Genomic DNA, 15,142 nt, shown 5'->3' with positions numbered 1-15,142 from the left:
CACCGACCGCCTCGGAGAAGCCGGGCTCCAGCCCTCGGTGGGCCGGGTCGGTGACTCCTACGACAACGCCCTGGCGGAGACCCTCAACGGGCTGTACAAGACCGAGGTCCGGGCCTACTGGGGACGTCTTAACGATCGACGCGACGTCGAGTGGGCTACGCTCCAGTGGGTCGACTGGTTCAACCGGCGACGCCTGTTGGAATCCAACGGGTATCGACCGCCGGCAATGATCGAAGCGCAGTACCATCAACCACTTCAGGGGTCCGTTCGTGCAGCGTGACCCAAACCAACGGGTCTCCGGGAAACCCGGGGCGGTTCATTCCTGGGCGAAATCCGGGTGCCCTTCTTTGGGTACTTTCTTGGGCAAGCAAGAAAGTGCCTCGGGGCGCGCTGGCGAGTCAGCGCACGGCAGTATGTAGACCGAAAGCACGTAAACACCGGATGCCGAACCCAGACCAGCCACCACGAGGCAGGCGACCTAACGAAGGGACCGTCAACCACCGAGCGATGAACAAGGGTCCGCCATGATCGGGCAGGACGCCGGGCCGACGCCACTGAGCATACCGGCGCCAAATGCAGGTCCAGTCAGCGCCATGGCAGGCGGGCGGCTGCGCGATTCGGGCGGGCGCGCTCTACCGCGCGGGTTCGCGGTGCTACACTAGGCGGCCTTTGCAACTCGGCCCCGCGGGTCGGCCCCGAACGGCCGCCTCGTCTCCGTCTCAATCGGAATGAAACCATGCACGACATCAAGACCCTGGAAGGCGTATTCACCGACGCCGCCGACCATCGCTATGGCCTGCTGCTGGCGCGCTTCAACAGCCTGATCGTCGAACGCCTGCTGGAAGGCGCGGTGGATACCCTGAAGCGCCATGGCGTGCAGGAAAAGAATCTGACCATCGCCCGTGTGCCGGGGGCCTACGAGCTGCCGCTGGCGGCCCAGGCGATGGCGCGTTCCGGGCAGTATGACGGGGTCATTGCCCTGGGCTGCGTGATCCGCGGCTCCACCCCGCATTTCGACTACGTCGCCGGCGAGGCGGCCAAGGGCCTGGCCCAGGTGCAGATGGCCGAGGACCTGCCGATCAGCTTCGGTGTTCTGACGACGGACTCCATCGAGCAGGCGATTGAACGCGCCGGCACCAAGGCCGGCAACAAGGGCGCGGATGCCGCGATCGGCGCGATCGAGATGGTCAGCCTGATGCGCCAGCTGCGCGGCGGCGCCTGAGCGAGCACGAGCACGAAACCGACGTGACCGAACCTGGCAATCCCTCCCAACCCGACCGTCCCGCCGCCAAGGGCGCGGGCGGCGCCCGCGGCAAGCGCCCGCGCAGCACGCCCGAGCAGCGGGCGCGCCACGCGCGCTCGTTCGCGCGGCGTCGCGCCATGCAGGCGCTGTACTCCTGGCAGATGACCGGCGCCCATCCCAAGGACATCCTGGCCGAGTTCCGTGACGACGAGGAACACGCCAAGGCGGATGCCGAGTATTTCCGCGAGCTGCTGATCGGTGTGACCCGCGATCGCGAGGCCCTGGATGCTCGCATGAAGCCGTACCTTGGCCGCCCGCTGGACCAGCTCGACCCGGTGGAGCATGCCTTGCTGTGGCTGGGTCAGTGGGAGCTGGCCGAGCGTATCGAGGTGCCCTACCGCGTGGTGATCAACGAGGCCGTGGACCTGGCCAAGCGCTACGGTGCGGAGCAGTCGCATCGCTATATCAACGGCGTGCTGGACCGGCTCTCCGCCGAACTGCGCGGTCCCGAGCGCGCCACGCCGCGCTGACCCCGCGCGGCTCCGCAGCACGGCCATGGCCGGCCCCGACTCCGAGTTCGACCTGATTCAGCGTTATTTTGGCGCGCCGTCGGCGGACGTGAACGCCGAGGGCGTTCGGCTTGGCATCGGGGACGATGCCGCCCTGTTGGCTGTGCCGGGGGGGAACGAGCTGGTCGTCACCGTCGACACGCTGGTCGAGGGTACCCATTTTTTTCCCGATCATCCGGCGCCGAGCGTTGGCCACAAGGCCCTGGCTTCCAACCTCAGTGACCTGGCTGCGATGGGGGCCGAGCCGCTGGGCGCGCTGCTGTCGCTGACCCTGCCACGGGTCGATCATGACTGGCTGGCGGGTTTCAGCGAGGGCTTCCTGGCGCTGGCCGAAGAGGTTGGTATCCCGCTGGTAGGCGGGGATACCAACCGGGGCCCTCTGGCAATCAGCGTGACCGTGCTGGGTACCGCGCCCGCGGGCCAGGCCCTGCGCCGGGCCGGGGCCCGGCCCGGCGACCGACTGGTGGTATCCGGTGCGTTGGGCGGGGCGGCCTTCGGGCTTGCCCACGAGACCGCCCGGCGGGCGCGGGGCGCCGCGGGCGCGGCTCTGCCCGCCGATGCCCGGGAGCCGGCCTGCGACCGGCTGTTCTGGCCCCGGGCGCGGCTGGCCCTGGGGCGCGGCCTGCGGAACCGTGCCCGGGCGGCTATCGATATTTCCGACGGCCTGCTGGCGGATCTCGGGCACCTGTGTGCCGCGTCGGGCTGTGGCGCGCGGGTCGACTGGCCCGCCGTCCCCCGCGATCCGTTGCTGGCACAGATCCCGGACGATCAGGCCCGCGAGTATGCGCTCGGCGGAGGCGAGGACTACGAACTGCTGTTCGCACTGCCGGCCGGGGAATCGCTGGATCTGCTGGCCTTCAGCGTGGATGTGCCGCTGACCGTGATCGGGGAATGCACGGAGGGTGACGCGGTGGTCGTCGAGGACGCGGACGGGCGGCGACTGGACGTGACGCGGGCGGGGCACGATCATTTCGCGGACACCGAAGAACACTAGGGACAGGGTAGCCATGACGGAGCAGAAGAGCCGCAAGCCGCAGATGCCATCGGCGAAGACCGTATTCGGCGATCCGATCCACCTGCTGGCCTTCGGCTTCGGCAGCGGCCTGTCGCGCTGGGCCCCGGGCACCACCGGCTCGCTGGGCGCGCTGGTGCTGTACTTCGCGATCATGAATTTCCCGGAATGGGCCTACATCGCCGTGACCGTGATCGTGGTCATGGCCGGCTTCCACATCTGTGGCGAGAGTGCCCGCAAGCTCGGTGTGCACGATCACCCGGGCATCGTCTGGGACGAATGGGCGGGCATGCTGATTACCCTGGCCTTTGCCCCCGCGGGGCTGATGTGGGTGGTGGTCGGCTTTCTGCTGTTCCGGATTTTCGACATCCTCAAGCCCTGGCCGGCGAACTATTTCGACCACAAGTGGCAGGACGGCCACGGGATCATGATGGACGATGTGGTCGCCGGCCTGTACGCAGGCTTCGCCCTGGTGATCCTGGGCGGGTTGTTCCAGCAACTGGTGGTCGAGGCGTAGGACAGCGCTGGGGTGGGCCCGGGTGTGAACGGGTCGGCAGAGTCGCGCGATGACGGGAACTCGTGCGGATACGGCAACGCCTCAGGGTCAGATATCCACCAAAGGAGTGTGTGGCATGAAGATCTCCATGCGTCATTGGCTTCAAGTCTTGTTCGTGAGTGCCCTCCTGGCGTCTGGCGGCGCCCAGGCGCAGCCGGCGGGCGGGCCGCCTTCGGGCGCCCCGGGCGCCAGTGGCGACACGCCGGCCGCTGGCGACCTGCCACCCGGACACGGCGGTACTCCGCCCGGGCAGCGCCGCGGCGACCCGCGCCCCGATCGGGGGCCCGACCTTCCGCGGGCGCCGGATCCGTCCTCGCCGCCGTCCCCGGACGACGCGCCGCTGCCGGACCCGTCCGATCTCCCCGAGCCGCCCACCCCGCCGAGCCCGGATCTCCCGGGGCTCTGACCGAGCGCGGCGGATCCGCCCTGCGCACGTGTTCCCGGGGTGGGGCGGTCTCCGTTTGACCGTGTAGTGGTCAATTCATTTCGGACGTCCCGATCGGTGCTCCCGTCCTTCGCTCAGTGGGAGGTCGTTGGGGTACACACAGGCCGGCTGGATGGGAATGGTCCCCAAGTGCACCGACTGGTCGGTTACTTCGCCTGGCGGCCGAGCGTGCGCAGCTGCTGCAGCCAGCGCTCGCGCGCAGCCGCGTTGCCGCCGTTCTGGCCGATCAGGGTGTGGCGGACGGGGCCGAAGCCACAGAAGCGCAGGATGTTCCGCTCCAGGCTCTTCAGGCTGTGGGCGCCGAACCACCAGCGGTAGGCGAGGGCCGGCATGCCCATGGTGACCACGATGCGTACGGAACGGCCCTTCAGCCGCGTGTGGCGCAGACGGTTCATGTCGCCATCGGCGACAAAGGCTGGCCTGAGGGTCTGTTCCAGGAAGGCCTTCACCCCGGCCGGCATGTCGCCCAGCCACAGCGGGTAGATCAGCACAATGTGGTGGGCGGCCTCGATCAGGGTCTGGGCCTCGAGGATCGCGGGCGGGACGCTTGCGTCGAGGAACTCGGCCTGGCTCCTGAGCAGCGGGACATCACGATGGGCGATGGTGTAGGTGTCCACCGCGAAGCCGCCCTGTTCGGCCCCCTCGCGGTAGGCGTCGGCGAGGGCGTGGTCGAGATGGCCGCCGGCCGGGTCCGGGTGCCCCTGGAGGATCAGGATTCGCGTCATGCGTTGGCCCTCGTGATGGCTAAGCCCGTTTCCCAAGCGTAGCCCAGCCGGCGGACGCGGTGGTTCCGGTACGGGCCGTGGTGTGAGGGGGCGGTTGGTTGGCCGCCAAAAACGCCTCCGGAAACCGGTTCCCTGGCACGAGGGTCTTGCCTACCATAACGGGGTGCGCTGCGGTGGCTTGTAGCGTCGGGACGCGGAGGCGAAATGGCATTCGATCCGGTTGTGCTGTTCTTCCTGCTGGGGGCGATCGCGGGTCTGGCGAAGTCGGACCTCAAGATCCCGATGGCGATCTACGAGGCGCTGTCGATCTACCTGCTGCTGGCCATCGGCCTGATGGGCGGGGTCAAGCTGGCGGAAAGCGAGTTGCTTCCGTTGCTGCTGCCGGGCCTGGCGGTGCTCGCCGTGGGTTCGCTGATCCCGCTGATCGCGTTTCCGGTGCTGTACCTTCTCGGGCGGATGCCGCGGGCGGATTCGGCTTCCATTGCGGCCCACTACGGTTCGGTGTCGGTCGTGACCTTCTCGGTCGCGGTCGCGTTTCTGGCGTCCCGGGGTCTGGACTACGAGGGGCACATGGTGGTGTTCCTCGTACTCCTGGAGATGCCGGCGCTGGTCATCGGGATCCTGCTGGCGCGCATGGGCAGCCGGGGCCCCACTCGCTGGGGCAAGACCCTGCACGAGGTCATCTTTGGCAAGAGCATCTTCCTGCTGGCCGGTGGGCTGGTGATCGGGTTCATTGCCGGCCCGGATCACATCGAGCCGCTGGAGCCGATGTTCTTTGATCTGTTCAAGGGGGTGCTGGCGTTGTTCCTGCTGGAGATGGGGCTGGTGGCCTCCAGCCGCATCGCGGATGTCCGCCAGTACGGGCTGTTCCTCATCGTCTTTGCGATCGTCATGCCGATCGTCTCCGCGATCCTCGGGATCCTGCTCGGATGGGGCCTGGGCATGAGCCTGGGGGGCACGCTGCTGCTGGCCACCTTGTATGCCAGTGCGTCGTACATCGCGGCGCCGGCCGCGATGCGCATTGCCGTGCCCAAGGCCAACCCCGCGTTGTCGATCGGGGCCTCGCTGGGTGTGACGTTCCCGTTCAATATCTTCCTGGGCGTTCCGCTGTATTTCTGGATGGCCCAGACCCTTTATTCGCTCGGAGGCTAGCTCGATGCAAGGCGATGACATGTACCTGCTGACGGTGGTGGCCGAGGCGATCCTGGAGGAGATGCTGATCGACGAGGTACGCGCCATGGGGGCGGCCGGCTACACGGTGACCGACGCACGCGGCTGGGGCCGGCACGGCAAGCGCCGGGGCAACTGGCGGGCCGGCGGCAACATCAAGCTGGAGGTCGTGGCCTCGTCGGAGCTGTGCGAGCGGATCGCGGCCCGGTTCAAGGAACAGTACGAGTCGGACTACGGATTGCTGATGTTTACTGTGCCCGTCGCCTTGAAGAATTGATCCGGCGGGGCAGTCAGGCAGCCTCCATGCAGTGAAGTACTTCACGAAATGCCCGGGAACTCGCCCCTGCGCCTTGGGGGGCGCGGGGCTCGGCTGCTATCACCGGGGGCCTGAACCAATGGCTTCACGGCCGCAAGGAGTTTCCCATGACCCGGTTTCGCAGTACCGCATTGATCATTGCCCTTGGCTCGCTCTTCGCCGTGGGAACGGCCCATGCCCAGGCGCCGCAAGGCGGCCAGCAGGGGGGCATGGGCCAGGGTACACCCCCCGCCGAGCGGGGTGCCCCTCCGGCGGGCGGGCAGGACACCCCGGGGCACGGCGGCATGCCGCGCGGCCAGGGCCAGGAGCACGGTCAGGGTATGCCGCGCGGCCAGGGCCAGGAGCGTGGTCAGGGCATGCCCCCGGGGCAGCCACAGCAGGCACCCGGCCAGCCGCCGGGCCAGGGACAGCAGGCCCCGAGCCAGATGGAGCGTGGTGGTCAGCCGGCCCCCGGTCAGGGCGGCGCGCCGACCGCGCCTCAGGGGCAGGGCCAGCCGCCCGGTGGCCAGGGGCAGCCGCAAGGACAGGGGCAGCCCCAGGACGCGCCGCCGCTGGGCCAGCAGCGTCAGCCCCGCGGCGCGGATGCGCCTCCGCTGGGGGACCAGACCCCGACGCGGCCGGACACCGGTAACCGCCCGGCCGAACCCGCCGATCCGGCAGAGCCGGCGGACCCGGCAGAAACGGGCAATCTCCCGCCGGTGGACTGATCGCGGCGGCCCGGGACATCGCGCTTCGTCCGGGAGGGCCCGAAGCGGGCCCGCCTTACGTCCGGGCGAGGATGCGGTAAGGCCCGGGATGCCCGTCGCGGCCGGACTCGATCAGGGCAATCGTGTCCGTCGCCCAGTGCAGCGGCGTTTCGATCCGCTCGCGGGCGGGCGGCGCCGCGTGGCGGCGCAGCGAAACGTGAGGCCGGAACGGGCGGGGCGGGCCGGTGTCGATGCCGCACTCCCGGCAGAGGGCATGGGCCCGATCCGCGAGGTCCAGGAGGGCCGCCGGCGGATCGTCGGGGCCGACCCAGGTGATGCGCGGCCGCGCGAAGTGCCCCAGTCGGTCCAGAGTCAGTTCCAGTGGGTCGCTGGCGAGGCTCCCGAGGTGACCGGCCAGGCAATCGGCCTGCCCGGCGGGAACCGTGCCGGCGAAGGCCAGCGTCAGATGCAGATGTTCGGGCGGGATCGGACGGCCGGGACCATCCAGGGTGCGTCCCAGCCGATCCAGTCGTTCGCGTGTGGCCGTGTCGGGCCACAGGGCGAGGAAGACTCGTCGGAACTCGGGGGCCTCGGCCACGGCGGCGGGTTCAGGTGCGTGGTCGCGGCAGATTCTCGCGCTGACGGCGTTCCCACAGGGTCTTGCGGCTGATGCCCAGCGCCCGCGCGAGCTCCGTTTCGGTCATGCGGTCCTGGTTCTCCTGCACGAACTGGCGGAAGTACTCGTTCAGGCTCGAGCCCCGGGGTTTGCGGCGCGTCGGGAAGGCCGGGTTGGGGTGTTCCCCGGCCGCGCCGGCCTCCGGGGCCTCCAGGCCCATGTGCTCCGGCGCGATGTGTCCATCGGGGCAGAGGACCCATCCGCGCTCCAGGGCATTGGCCAGTTCGCGCACGTTGCCCGGCCAGTCCTGGGCCTCCAGGGCATCCCGCGCCGCTTGCGTCAGGCGGGGGACCGTTCCCGATCCGGCCAGCCCCTCGAGGAAATGCTGCGCCAGCGGCAGGATGTCCTCGCGCCGCTCGCGCAGGGGCGGGATCGCCAGCTCCAGTACCCGCAGGCGGTAGTAGAGATCGGCCCGAAAGGCCTGATCCTCGATCATGCCCTCCAGATCGCGATGGGTCGCGGCCAGCAGGCGCACGTCGACCTTCTGATTCTCGTTGGCGCCCACCGGACGGATCTCGCCGTCCTGCAGCACGCGCAGCAGGCGCGCCTGGGCCGCCGGCGCGAGTTCGCCGATCTCGTCCAGGAACAGGGTGCCGCCATGGGCGCTCTGGATCAGGCCGGTGCGGGCCTTGACCGCCCCGGTGTAGGCGCCCTGGGCGTGCCCGAACAGCTCGGCCTCCACCAGGCCCTCCGGGATGGTGGCGCAGTTGACGGCCACGAAGGGCCCCCCGGCGCGCGGGCTCAGTTCATGCAGGGCGCGCGCGGCGAGCTCCTTGCCGGTGCCGGATTCCCCCCGCAGCAGCACGGTGGAGTGCGTGGCCGCCACGCGCCGGATCTGGTCGCGCAGCCGCTGCATCGCGGGGCTGTCGCCGATCAGGCCCAGGCCCGGGTGACTGAGGGTTTCGGTCCCGGCGTCGGGCGGCTCGGGCGGGAGGCGGTCGCGCGCCTCGCGTTCGCGCAGGGAGGCGCGCAGGGTCAGCAGCAGGGCGTCGTGGTCGAACGGCTTGGCGATGTAGTCGGCCGCGCCCTCTTTCATCGCGTTCACCGCCGAGGGGACCGATGCGTAGCTGGTCATGATGACCGTGGGCGAGCGGGTGAACTCGGGCAGCAGCTCGATGCCCTCGCCGTCCGGCAGGCGCAGATCCACCAGCTGGAGGTCGTAGGGGTCGGCCGCGGCCAGGGCGCGCGCCTCGGCCAGGTTCTCGGCCACGCCGACCTCGAAGCCGTGATGCTCCAGGAACCGGCGCACGGCGCGGCGGATCGGGGCTTCGTCGTCTACGAGCAGGATGCGGGTCATCGGTCTTGGTGCGGCAGCATGAGCAGGAATCGGGCCCCACCCTCGGGGCGGTTGGCGGCCATCAGGGTACCACCGTGGTCGCGCACGATGCTGTAGGCCACCGGCAGGCCCAGGCCGGTGCCCTGACCGGCCGGCTTGGTGGTGAAGAAGGGCTCGAACAGGCGCTCCAGACTGGATTCGTCGATCCCGGGGCCGGCATCGTCGATGGTGATCTGGATGTGGCGGCCATGGACGCGCGCGGCGATCACGACCGTGGAGCCCTCGGGCGAGGCCTGCTCGGCGTTGGTCAGCAGGTTGATGAAGACCTGCAGCAGCGTGGCATGCGACCCGCGGACATGCAGCCCCTCCAGACCGGTGGTGGAGAACTGCAGGTCCTTGCGCCCGGCCAGGCGCGTCAGGCGAATGGCCTCGGCCAGGAGTTCGTCCAGCGCGATGGTCTCGAAGTGCCCCGCGGACGGCCCCTCGTCGGCGTGGGCGAAGGTGATCAGGGACTGCACGATTGCATTGATGCGCCGGGTCTGCGCGAGGATGTCGTCGGCGATGCCACGGATCTCGTCGGGATCATCCTCCAGCGGCAGGGTCTGGGCCAGCGAGGCGATCCCGGTCAGCGGGTTGCCGATCTCGTGGGCGACCCCGGCGGCAAAGCGGCCGATGGAGGCCAGGCGGTCGCCGTGGGCGATCTCGGACTCGAGCTGGGCGCGCTCGGTTACGTCCTCGATCAGGACCACGCGCCCCTCCACCTGGCCATGGGCATCCTGCAGCTCGGAACGGTGCAGGTTCAGGCGGCGATTGCCGGCGGGCAGATCCACGTTCAGCTTGTACCACTGCCGGTCCGGGCTCTCGAGGAAGGCCGTCAACAGGCCGCTCCAGGGGCTGTCGAGCCGGCCGATGTTCTGGCCCACGGCGTCCTCGGTGGCCACACCGGTGAGTTGCGCCAGCGCCTGGTTCCAGCCGGTAATCTCGCCGCTATTGGTCAGGCTGGCCACCCCCAGCGGCAGCTCGTGCAGGATCTGGCGATGAAAGCGGCGCAGGGCATCCAGTTCGGCGGCCAGACCGGAAAGTGGCAGGGAACGGGTCTCCAGCTGCTCCTCGATGCGCCGCAGGCTTTCGCTGAGTGTCTGGCGGCCGGCGGCATCCAGGCGCAGGTGCTGGTCGACGATCATGCGCGCGAGGACCGGCCCGAGCAGACCGGACAGGTTGCGCTCGATACGTTCGCGCAGGTGGCGCAGGTCGCTGCGCGAGCGCGTGTGCCGCGGCAGGCCGAGGTCGTCAAGTGCGCGCTGGACCTCGTGATGCGCGGCACCCGGCCCCAGGGTGGCCGCCAGGGCGGTTTCCATCTCGGTCACGTCGCCAGCCAGGGGCAGGCCGGCCCCGGCCCCGGTGGACTCGTTGGGGCAGCAGGCTCGGCCGGCCTCGATCTCCTCGCGGTTGGGGCGGGTCAGCAGCGACCCGATCACGAACAGCAGGGCGTTGATGCCCAGGCTCAGCATCAGGGCGAAGGTCCACGGGTCCAGCATCCCGGCCAGCAGCCACTGTTGCGGGTCCGGCAGTCCGGTGGCGATGCCGGCATCCGACAATAGCGGCATCACCAGGGTGAAGGCCCAGCCGGCGATGCCTGCGGCCAGTCCGAGCAGGAAGCCGACCCGAGTCGCCTGTTTCCACAGCATCAGACCGATCAGGCCCGGCAGCAGCTGGGCCACCGCGGCGAACGAGATCAGCCCCAGCTGCGCCAGCCCCTCGACCACCTGCAACAGGCCGTAAAAGGCATAGCCCAGTCCGATGATGAACACGATCCAGATGCGCCGCCCCCAGAGCAGGCGGGTATAGATGTTGGCGCTGCGTTCCTCTTCGTGCAGCCGGGTCAGCGGCGAGAGGTAGTTGGTCCCCATGTGGGCCAGCGCAAGGGTGGTCACGATCATCATGGCGCTGGCGGCGGACAGGCCGCCGATAAAGACCAGCAGCGCCAGGCTGGGCGACTCCAGCAGTCCGGCGATCCCGATGGCGTAGTAGTTCGGCGAGATGCCGAGGCCGACCGCCTCGCCGGCCCAGTAGAGGATCGGCATCGGCAGGTTCAGCAGCAGCAGGAACGCCGGGAAGGCCCAGGCGGCGGTGGTCAGGGCCTGCGGGTTGATGTTCTCGGTAAACAGCATGTGGAACTGGCGCGGCAGCAGGAAGGCCGCGGCAAAGGCGAGAATCATCATCGCGAACCAGCCACCCTCGCGTACCGGGGCGTACAGCGCATCGACCGCCTCGGGGTGCGCGGCCAGCCAGTCGTCGAGGCCACTGAAACCGCCGAACACCGCGTACAGGGCCACCGCCGCGATGCCGAGGATGGCGATCAGCTTGACGATGGATTCGAAGGCGATGGCCAGCACCAGGCCGGCGTGCTTCTCGCGCGGGGCGATGTGGCGGGCCCCGAACAGGATCGCGAACAGTGCGATGGTGGCGCTGAAGGTCAGGGCGAGCAGGTGGGGCGGGGTTTCCGCGGTCAGGACCGCGGCGGACTCGGCCACCGCCTTGATCTGCAGGGCGATGTACGGAAGCACCCCGGCCAGCATGAACAGCGCCACCACCGGGCCGGTCAGGCGGCTGCGGTAGCGAAAGGCGAACAGGTCGGCCAGCGAGGTCAGTTGCTGTTCGCGGGTCACGCGCAGGATCGGGCGCAGCAGCCAGGGCGTGGCGGCGAAGGCCAGGGTTACGCCCAGATAGATCGTCAGGTACAGATAGCCCTGGTCGGCCAGAAAGCCGAGGTTGCCGTAGAAGGTCCAGGAGGTCGCGTAGACCCCCAGCGACAGGCTGAAGACCCAGCTGTTTGCCGCCAGCCGGCCGACCCGGGGGACGCGGTCGGCCAGGAAGGCGATGCCGAACAGCAGGGCCAGGTAGGCCACGCCCACGGCATAGAGCAGGCCGAGGCTAAGGGTCACGGCGACCGCCCCGGCTCAGGGCCGCGATGGCCAGGATGAAGACTGCCCAGGCGGCGAATGGCCACCACCAGGCGGGGCTCAGATGGGCGACCCAGATCACCAGGGGGCTCAGGAACAGCAGGGCCCCGAGGAGGGCGATCAGGATGGCGCGCGGGGCGTCCATGGTCAGATGTTCCCCCGTGCCGGGCCGCTGCGGGGCACGGGTTCCTGCGGGGCCTTCCGGATTGGCGCGCGGCGGGACAGCATGCGGCGAGTCTACACCGCGGCGGTGGCTCCGGGCAGCGCGGCGTGCAGCGGCAGGTATGCCGCGAGCGGCCGGCGCCGTAGCTGTTCCAGGGCCTCCGCCAGCTGGGCACCGGGCGCGTCCGGGGCCTGCCGGTCGGAAGGCGCGAGTCCGATCTGCCCCAGGGTGTCGGCGAGGTGGCGCCGCGCCGCATCCGCTCGAATCCCCGTGGCACCCGTGGCCTTGGCGAGTTTGTCGCCGCCGGGCGCGACCAGCACCGGATGGTGGGCATAGGCCGGCGGGGGGTGTCCCAGCGCCCGGTAAAGCTGCATCTGGCGCGGTGTAGAGCCCAGCAGGTCGATCCCGCGGACCACATGGGTGACGCCCAGGTCGAGGTCATCGACCACGGTGGCGAGCTGGTAGGCCACGATGCCGTCCGCGCGGCGGATGATGAAGTCACTGCCCAGGGCCTCCAGGTCGAAGGCGACCGCACCGAGAAAACGGTCCTTGATGGTCCAGTGGCGTCGGCTGGCGCGGGCGCGAAGGGCGCGGGGCTCGCGACCGGGCGGCAGGCCGTGGCGGCAGGTGCCCGGATAGACGGGGCCTTCCCAGCCAGGGCGGCCGTGGGTAGCCAGGTCCTTGCGGGTGCACCCGCAGGGGAAGGCCCGGTCGGTGTCCATCAGGGTATCCAGGGCCCGCTGGTAGGCGGGGCCGCGCTGGCCTTGCCAGACAATCGGTCCGTCCCAGCCCAGGTCGAAGGCCTCGAGGGTGCGCAGAATGGCATCGGCCGCCCCCGGGCGAACCCGGGGGGCGTCGATGTCGTCGATACGCAGGTGCCACTCGCCATTGGCACTCCGGGCGTCCAGCCAGGAGATGACGGCGGCCAGCAGGGAGCCCGCGTGCAGCGGGCCGGAAGGGGTCGGGGCAAACCGGCCGACGTAGCCGTCGACCGGGGACTGCGGTTCGGGCGTGGGGGTCACGGCCCGGCCGGGATCAGGCGCGCTGCTTTTCCTTGATCTCGTCGAGCTGCTTGCAGTCGATGCACATGGTGGCCGTCGGGCGGGCCTCCAGGCGACGAATGCCGATCTCCACGCCGCAGGTCTCGCAGTAGCCGTAGTCGTGGGTTTCGATCTTGCGCAGGGCCTCGTCGATCTTCTTCGACAGCTTGCGCTCGCGGTCGCGGGCCCGCAGTTCCAGGCCGAACTCTTCTTCCTGGGTGGCGCGGTCGGCCGGATCGGCGAAGTTGGCCGCGTCCTGGCGCATGTGCCCCACGGTGCGATCGACTTCCTCCGCCAGTTCCTGGCGCCATGCCCGCAGCAGGCTGCGGAAATGGTCCAGCTGATCCGGATTCATGTACTCTTCGTCCGGCTTCGGCTCGTAGGGCGCAATGCCCCCGGCGACCATGTGCTGGGTGGAGGGCTTGTCGGTCTTTTCGTCTGCAGCCATGCGGGCTTTCTCCGGCTGGAAAAATGAGGCGCACTTAGTACCAGAGTCGGACGGGGCGGGCAAGTCCCGTGCCATGACGGTTTGCGCCCGGTCGCCTCCGGACCTGCATGGGCTGCGAGCGGCGGGGCACTATTTTCAGCGAGATACGGGAAGGGACCGGGAATCACGATGGCGGAATTGCAGGCACTGATCTTTGACGTCGACGGCACGCTGGCGGACACCGAGCGGGACGGGCATCGGGTGGCGTTCAACAAGGCGTTCGCGGAGGCGGGCCTGGACTGGGACTGGAGTGTGGCGCGCTACGGCGAACTGCTGCGGGTCACCGGCGGCAAGGAACGCATTCGTCAGTACCTGTCGGAAGATCATCCCGAGGCCCTCGAAGAGCCGGGGATCGATGCCCGCATCCGCGAGCTGCATGCGGCCAAGACGCGTCACTACGTGGCCATGCTGGAGTCCGGCGCGATCCCGTTGCGCCCGGGCGTTCGCCGCCTGCTGGACGAGGCGGAGGCCGAAGGATTGCGTCTGGCCATTGCGACCACCACCACCCCCGAGAACGTGACCGCGTTGCTGGAGGCCACGCTGGGGAGCGCGGGGCCGTACCGCTTCGAGGTGATCTCCGCCGGGGACGTGGTGCCGGCCAAGAAACCCGCGCCGGATATCTTCACCCATGCGCTGGAGGCGATGAACCTGCCCGCCAGCGCCTGTCTGGCCCTGGAGGATTCCGACAACGGCGTCCGGTCCGCGCGCGCCGCCGGGCTGGAGGTGGTGGTCACCACCAACGACTACACCCGGGAACAGGACTTCGATGGCGCGCTGGCGGTGCTGGACGGGTTCGGCGAGCCGGACGCACCGGCGAGGGTTCTGGCCGGTCCTGCGCTGTCGGGCCCGGCGGTGGACGTGGCCACGCTGCGGGCCTGGCTCGCCAGCGCCCAGTCGTAGCGGGGGAGGCAGGTCAGTCGTGGTCGCGCGGCGGGATGCGCGGGTCCTCGATCTCGGTCTCGTCCAGCATCTGCGTATCCAGCATGAAGCCGATCGCGGCGTCGCTGATGCCGTTGATCACGAACTGCACGGCCAGCACCGCGAGGATCAGGCCGAAGACCTTGGTCAGGATGTCCTTCCCGGTATCGCCCAGGTACTGGACGATATAACGCGAGTAGACCATCGCGTAGTAGCAGGCGACCATGCAGGCCAGCACGCCGAGGAACACGAGCCCCGTGTGGTAGACCGTCGGGGCCTCGCTGGTCAGGATCATCACCGTGGCGATCGCGCCTGGGCCGCTCATGAACGGGATCGCCAGCGGGATCACCGAGATGTCCTCGGTCACGTGCCCCTTGTCGGCCTTCACCTCTTCGGCGGTCTCCTTCTCGGTCGCCCCCTTCTGCCGGATCATGCCGATCGCGATACCGAACAGGATGATCCCGCCAGCGATACGAAACGCCGCCAGGGTGATCCCGAACAGCTGGAAGATCACCCCGCCCAGCAGGGCGAAGGCGAACAGCAGGGAGGTGGCGACCTTGACCGAGCGCAGCGCGATCGCCCGGCGCTTCTCCTCCGATGCGCGCGGCAGCATCGCCATGAAGATGAACGCCGTGGTCAGCGGGTTCACGATCACGAACACCGCCAGGAAGGTGACGACCAGGTATTCGAGTAACACAAGCATGTGTTCGAGCTTAGGCCGGAACCCGGGAGGTTGCGAGATGGGCTTGCGCAGGTGGCCCGGTCACACCGATCGCCACGGCGCTGCGCGCCGCGCGATGGCGGTGCCCCCTTCGCGTCATTGCGAGGAGCAGCGCGACGAAGCAATCTCCATGGGAAGCCCCGACGCCGGACCGTCGCGTGCGTGGGCAGGAACGG

At 69.4% G+C, this 15,142-nt stretch carries 17 protein-coding genes; 9 read left to right on the top strand and 8 right to left on the bottom strand.

Going from position 1 to position 15,142, the window contains the following annotated elements; genetic code table 11:
• The 5 genes from C996_RS0108050 to C996_RS0108030 form a co-directional block, all read left to right on the top strand.
• A partial coding sequence (locus tag C996_RS0108050; RefSeq protein WP_018866943.1) for an integrase core domain-containing protein occupies nt 1-280 on the top strand: 280 nt, incomplete at its 5' end.
• A 456-nt stretch (nt 281-736) separates the two neighbouring features.
• Nucleotides 737-1,222: a 6,7-dimethyl-8-ribityllumazine synthase gene (gene ribE, locus C996_RS0108045; protein WP_018866942.1), complete on the top strand. Its 486-nt coding sequence runs from the start codon at nt 737-739 to the stop codon at nt 1,220-1,222.
• Between the two features lie 23 nt (nt 1,223-1,245).
• A complete protein-coding gene (nusB, locus tag C996_RS0108040) occupies nt 1,246-1,773 on the top strand; it encodes a transcription antitermination factor NusB (protein ID WP_018866941.1) in 528 nt (175 codons plus the stop codon).
• Nucleotides 1,774-1,798: 25 nt separating this feature from the next.
• Entirely contained in the window at nt 1,799-2,806 is a 1,008-nt protein-coding gene (gene thiL / locus C996_RS0108035; RefSeq protein WP_018866940.1) for a thiamine-phosphate kinase, read from the top strand.
• Nucleotides 2,807-2,819: 13 nt separating this feature from the next.
• Nucleotides 2,820-3,341 carry a phosphatidylglycerophosphatase A gene (locus C996_RS0108030; protein WP_018866939.1) on the top strand — a complete coding sequence of 174 codons (522 nt, stop codon included), beginning with the start codon at nt 2,820-2,822 and terminating at the stop codon, nt 3,339-3,341.
• Between the two features lie 630 nt (nt 3,342-3,971).
• Here the strand turns inward: C996_RS0108030 and C996_RS0108025 are convergent.
• Nucleotides 3,972-4,550 carry an NAD(P)H-dependent oxidoreductase gene (locus C996_RS0108025; protein ID WP_018866938.1) on the bottom strand — a complete coding sequence of 193 codons (579 nt, stop codon included), beginning with the start codon at nt 4,548-4,550 and terminating at the stop codon, nt 3,972-3,974.
• Between the two features lie 204 nt (nt 4,551-4,754).
• Between C996_RS0108025 and C996_RS0108020 the strand changes: the two genes are divergently transcribed.
• The 3 genes from C996_RS0108020 to C996_RS0108010 all read left to right on the top strand — a co-directional run bounded on the left by C996_RS0108020 (nt 4,755) and on the right by C996_RS0108010 (nt 6,743).
• Nucleotides 4,755-5,702: a sodium-dependent bicarbonate transport family permease gene (locus C996_RS0108020; RefSeq protein ID WP_018866937.1), complete on the top strand. Its 948-nt coding sequence runs from the start codon at nt 4,755-4,757 to the stop codon at nt 5,700-5,702.
• A 4-nt stretch (nt 5,703-5,706) separates the two neighbouring features.
• Nucleotides 5,707-5,997, top strand: a complete 291-nt coding sequence (locus tag C996_RS0108015) for a hypothetical protein (protein WP_018878581.1) — start codon at nt 5,707-5,709, stop codon at nt 5,995-5,997.
• Nucleotides 5,998-6,143: 146 nt separating this feature from the next.
• The gene (locus C996_RS0108010) at nt 6,144-6,743 is read left to right on the top strand and encodes a hypothetical protein (RefSeq protein WP_018866935.1); all 600 of its coding nucleotides are present in this window, start codon (nt 6,144-6,146) and stop codon (nt 6,741-6,743) included.
• Nucleotides 6,744-6,798: 55 nt separating this feature from the next.
• Here C996_RS0108010 and thpR read toward each other — a convergent pair whose 3' ends face one another.
• The 6 genes from thpR to dksA form a co-directional block, all read right to left on the bottom strand.
• On the bottom strand, nt 6,799-7,320 hold the full coding sequence (gene thpR / locus C996_RS0108005; protein WP_018866934.1) for an RNA 2',3'-cyclic phosphodiesterase: 522 nt from the start codon (nt 7,318-7,320) through the stop codon (nt 6,799-6,801).
• A 10-nt stretch (nt 7,321-7,330) separates the two neighbouring features.
• The gene (locus C996_RS0108000; RefSeq protein ID WP_018866933.1) at nt 7,331-8,695 is read right to left on the bottom strand and encodes a sigma-54 dependent transcriptional regulator; all 1,365 of its coding nucleotides are present in this window, start codon (nt 8,693-8,695) and stop codon (nt 7,331-7,333) included.
• Nucleotides 8,692-11,619: a sensor histidine kinase gene (locus tag C996_RS0107995; protein ID WP_018866932.1), complete on the bottom strand. Its 2,928-nt coding sequence runs from the start codon at nt 11,617-11,619 to the stop codon at nt 8,692-8,694. The genes C996_RS0108000 and C996_RS0107995 overlap by 4 nt, the downstream gene beginning before the upstream one ends.
• Entirely contained in the window at nt 11,609-11,782 is a 174-nt protein-coding gene (locus C996_RS14660) for a hypothetical protein (RefSeq protein ID WP_018866931.1), read from the bottom strand. Before C996_RS14660 ends, C996_RS0107995 begins: the two co-directional genes overlap by 11 nt.
• A 92-nt stretch (nt 11,783-11,874) precedes the next feature.
• On the bottom strand, nt 11,875-12,822 hold the full coding sequence (gluQRS, locus tag C996_RS0107985; RefSeq protein ID WP_018866930.1) for a tRNA glutamyl-Q(34) synthetase GluQRS: 948 nt from the start codon (nt 12,820-12,822) through the stop codon (nt 11,875-11,877).
• Nucleotides 12,823-12,835: 13 nt separating this feature from the next.
• Nucleotides 12,836-13,288 (bottom strand): RNA polymerase-binding protein DksA, encoded by a 453-nt coding sequence (dksA, locus tag C996_RS0107980; RefSeq protein ID WP_018866929.1) that lies wholly within the window; start codon nt 13,286-13,288, stop codon nt 12,836-12,838.
• 168 nt (nt 13,289-13,456) lie between these two features.
• Between dksA and C996_RS0107975 the strand changes: the two genes are divergently transcribed.
• Entirely contained in the window at nt 13,457-14,227 is a 771-nt protein-coding gene (locus tag C996_RS0107975; RefSeq protein WP_018866928.1) for an HAD family hydrolase, read from the top strand.
• Between the two features lie 13 nt (nt 14,228-14,240).
• On the opposite strand, the gene C996_RS0107970 is transcribed toward C996_RS0107975, so the two are convergent.
• Nucleotides 14,241-14,948 carry a MarC family protein gene (locus C996_RS0107970; protein WP_018866927.1) on the bottom strand — a complete coding sequence of 236 codons (708 nt, stop codon included), beginning with the start codon at nt 14,946-14,948 and terminating at the stop codon, nt 14,241-14,243.
• Nucleotides 14,949-15,142: the final 194 nt, after the last annotated feature.

It is taken from the genome of Thioalkalivibrio sp. ALE25 (assembly GCF_000377285.1).
Taxonomy (GTDB): domain Bacteria; phylum Pseudomonadota; class Gammaproteobacteria; order Ectothiorhodospirales; family Ectothiorhodospiraceae; genus Thioalkalivibrio.
Note: the sequence above shows the minus strand (reverse complement) of the source record. Positions and strands in the feature narration are given on the sequence as shown.

Bases quoted from the DNA above. Each gene is read 5' to 3' on its own strand.
- thiL (WP_018866940.1), top strand. From the start codon at position 1,799: ATGGCCGGCCCCGACTCCGAGTTCGACCTGATTCAGCGTTATTTTGGC.
- C996_RS0108015 (WP_018878581.1), top strand. From the start codon at position 5,707: ATGCAAGGCGATGACATGTACCTGCTGACGGTGGTGGCCGAGGCGATC.
- C996_RS0108000 (WP_018866933.1), bottom strand. From the start codon at position 8,695: ATGACCCGCATCCTGCTCGTAGACGACGAAGCCCCGATCCGCCGCGCC.
- C996_RS0108010 (WP_018866935.1), top strand. From the start codon at position 6,144: ATGACCCGGTTTCGCAGTACCGCATTGATCATTGCCCTTGGCTCGCTC.
- C996_RS0107975 (WP_018866928.1), top strand. From the start codon at position 13,457: ATGGCGGAATTGCAGGCACTGATCTTTGACGTCGACGGCACGCTGGCG.
- C996_RS0108025 (WP_018866938.1), bottom strand. From the start codon at position 4,550: ATGACGCGAATCCTGATCCTCCAGGGGCACCCGGACCCGGCCGGCGGC.
- dksA (WP_018866929.1), bottom strand. From the start codon at position 13,288: ATGGCTGCAGACGAAAAGACCGACAAGCCCTCCACCCAGCACATGGTC.
- ribE (WP_018866942.1), top strand. From the start codon at position 737: ATGCACGACATCAAGACCCTGGAAGGCGTATTCACCGACGCCGCCGAC.
- C996_RS0107970 (WP_018866927.1), bottom strand. From the start codon at position 14,948: ATGCTTGTGTTACTCGAATACCTGGTCGTCACCTTCCTGGCGGTGTTC.
- C996_RS0108030 (WP_018866939.1), top strand. From the start codon at position 2,820: ATGACGGAGCAGAAGAGCCGCAAGCCGCAGATGCCATCGGCGAAGACC.
- C996_RS0108020 (WP_018866937.1), top strand. From the start codon at position 4,755: ATGGCATTCGATCCGGTTGTGCTGTTCTTCCTGCTGGGGGCGATCGCG.
- C996_RS14660 (WP_018866931.1), bottom strand. From the start codon at position 11,782: ATGGACGCCCCGCGCGCCATCCTGATCGCCCTCCTCGGGGCCCTGCTG.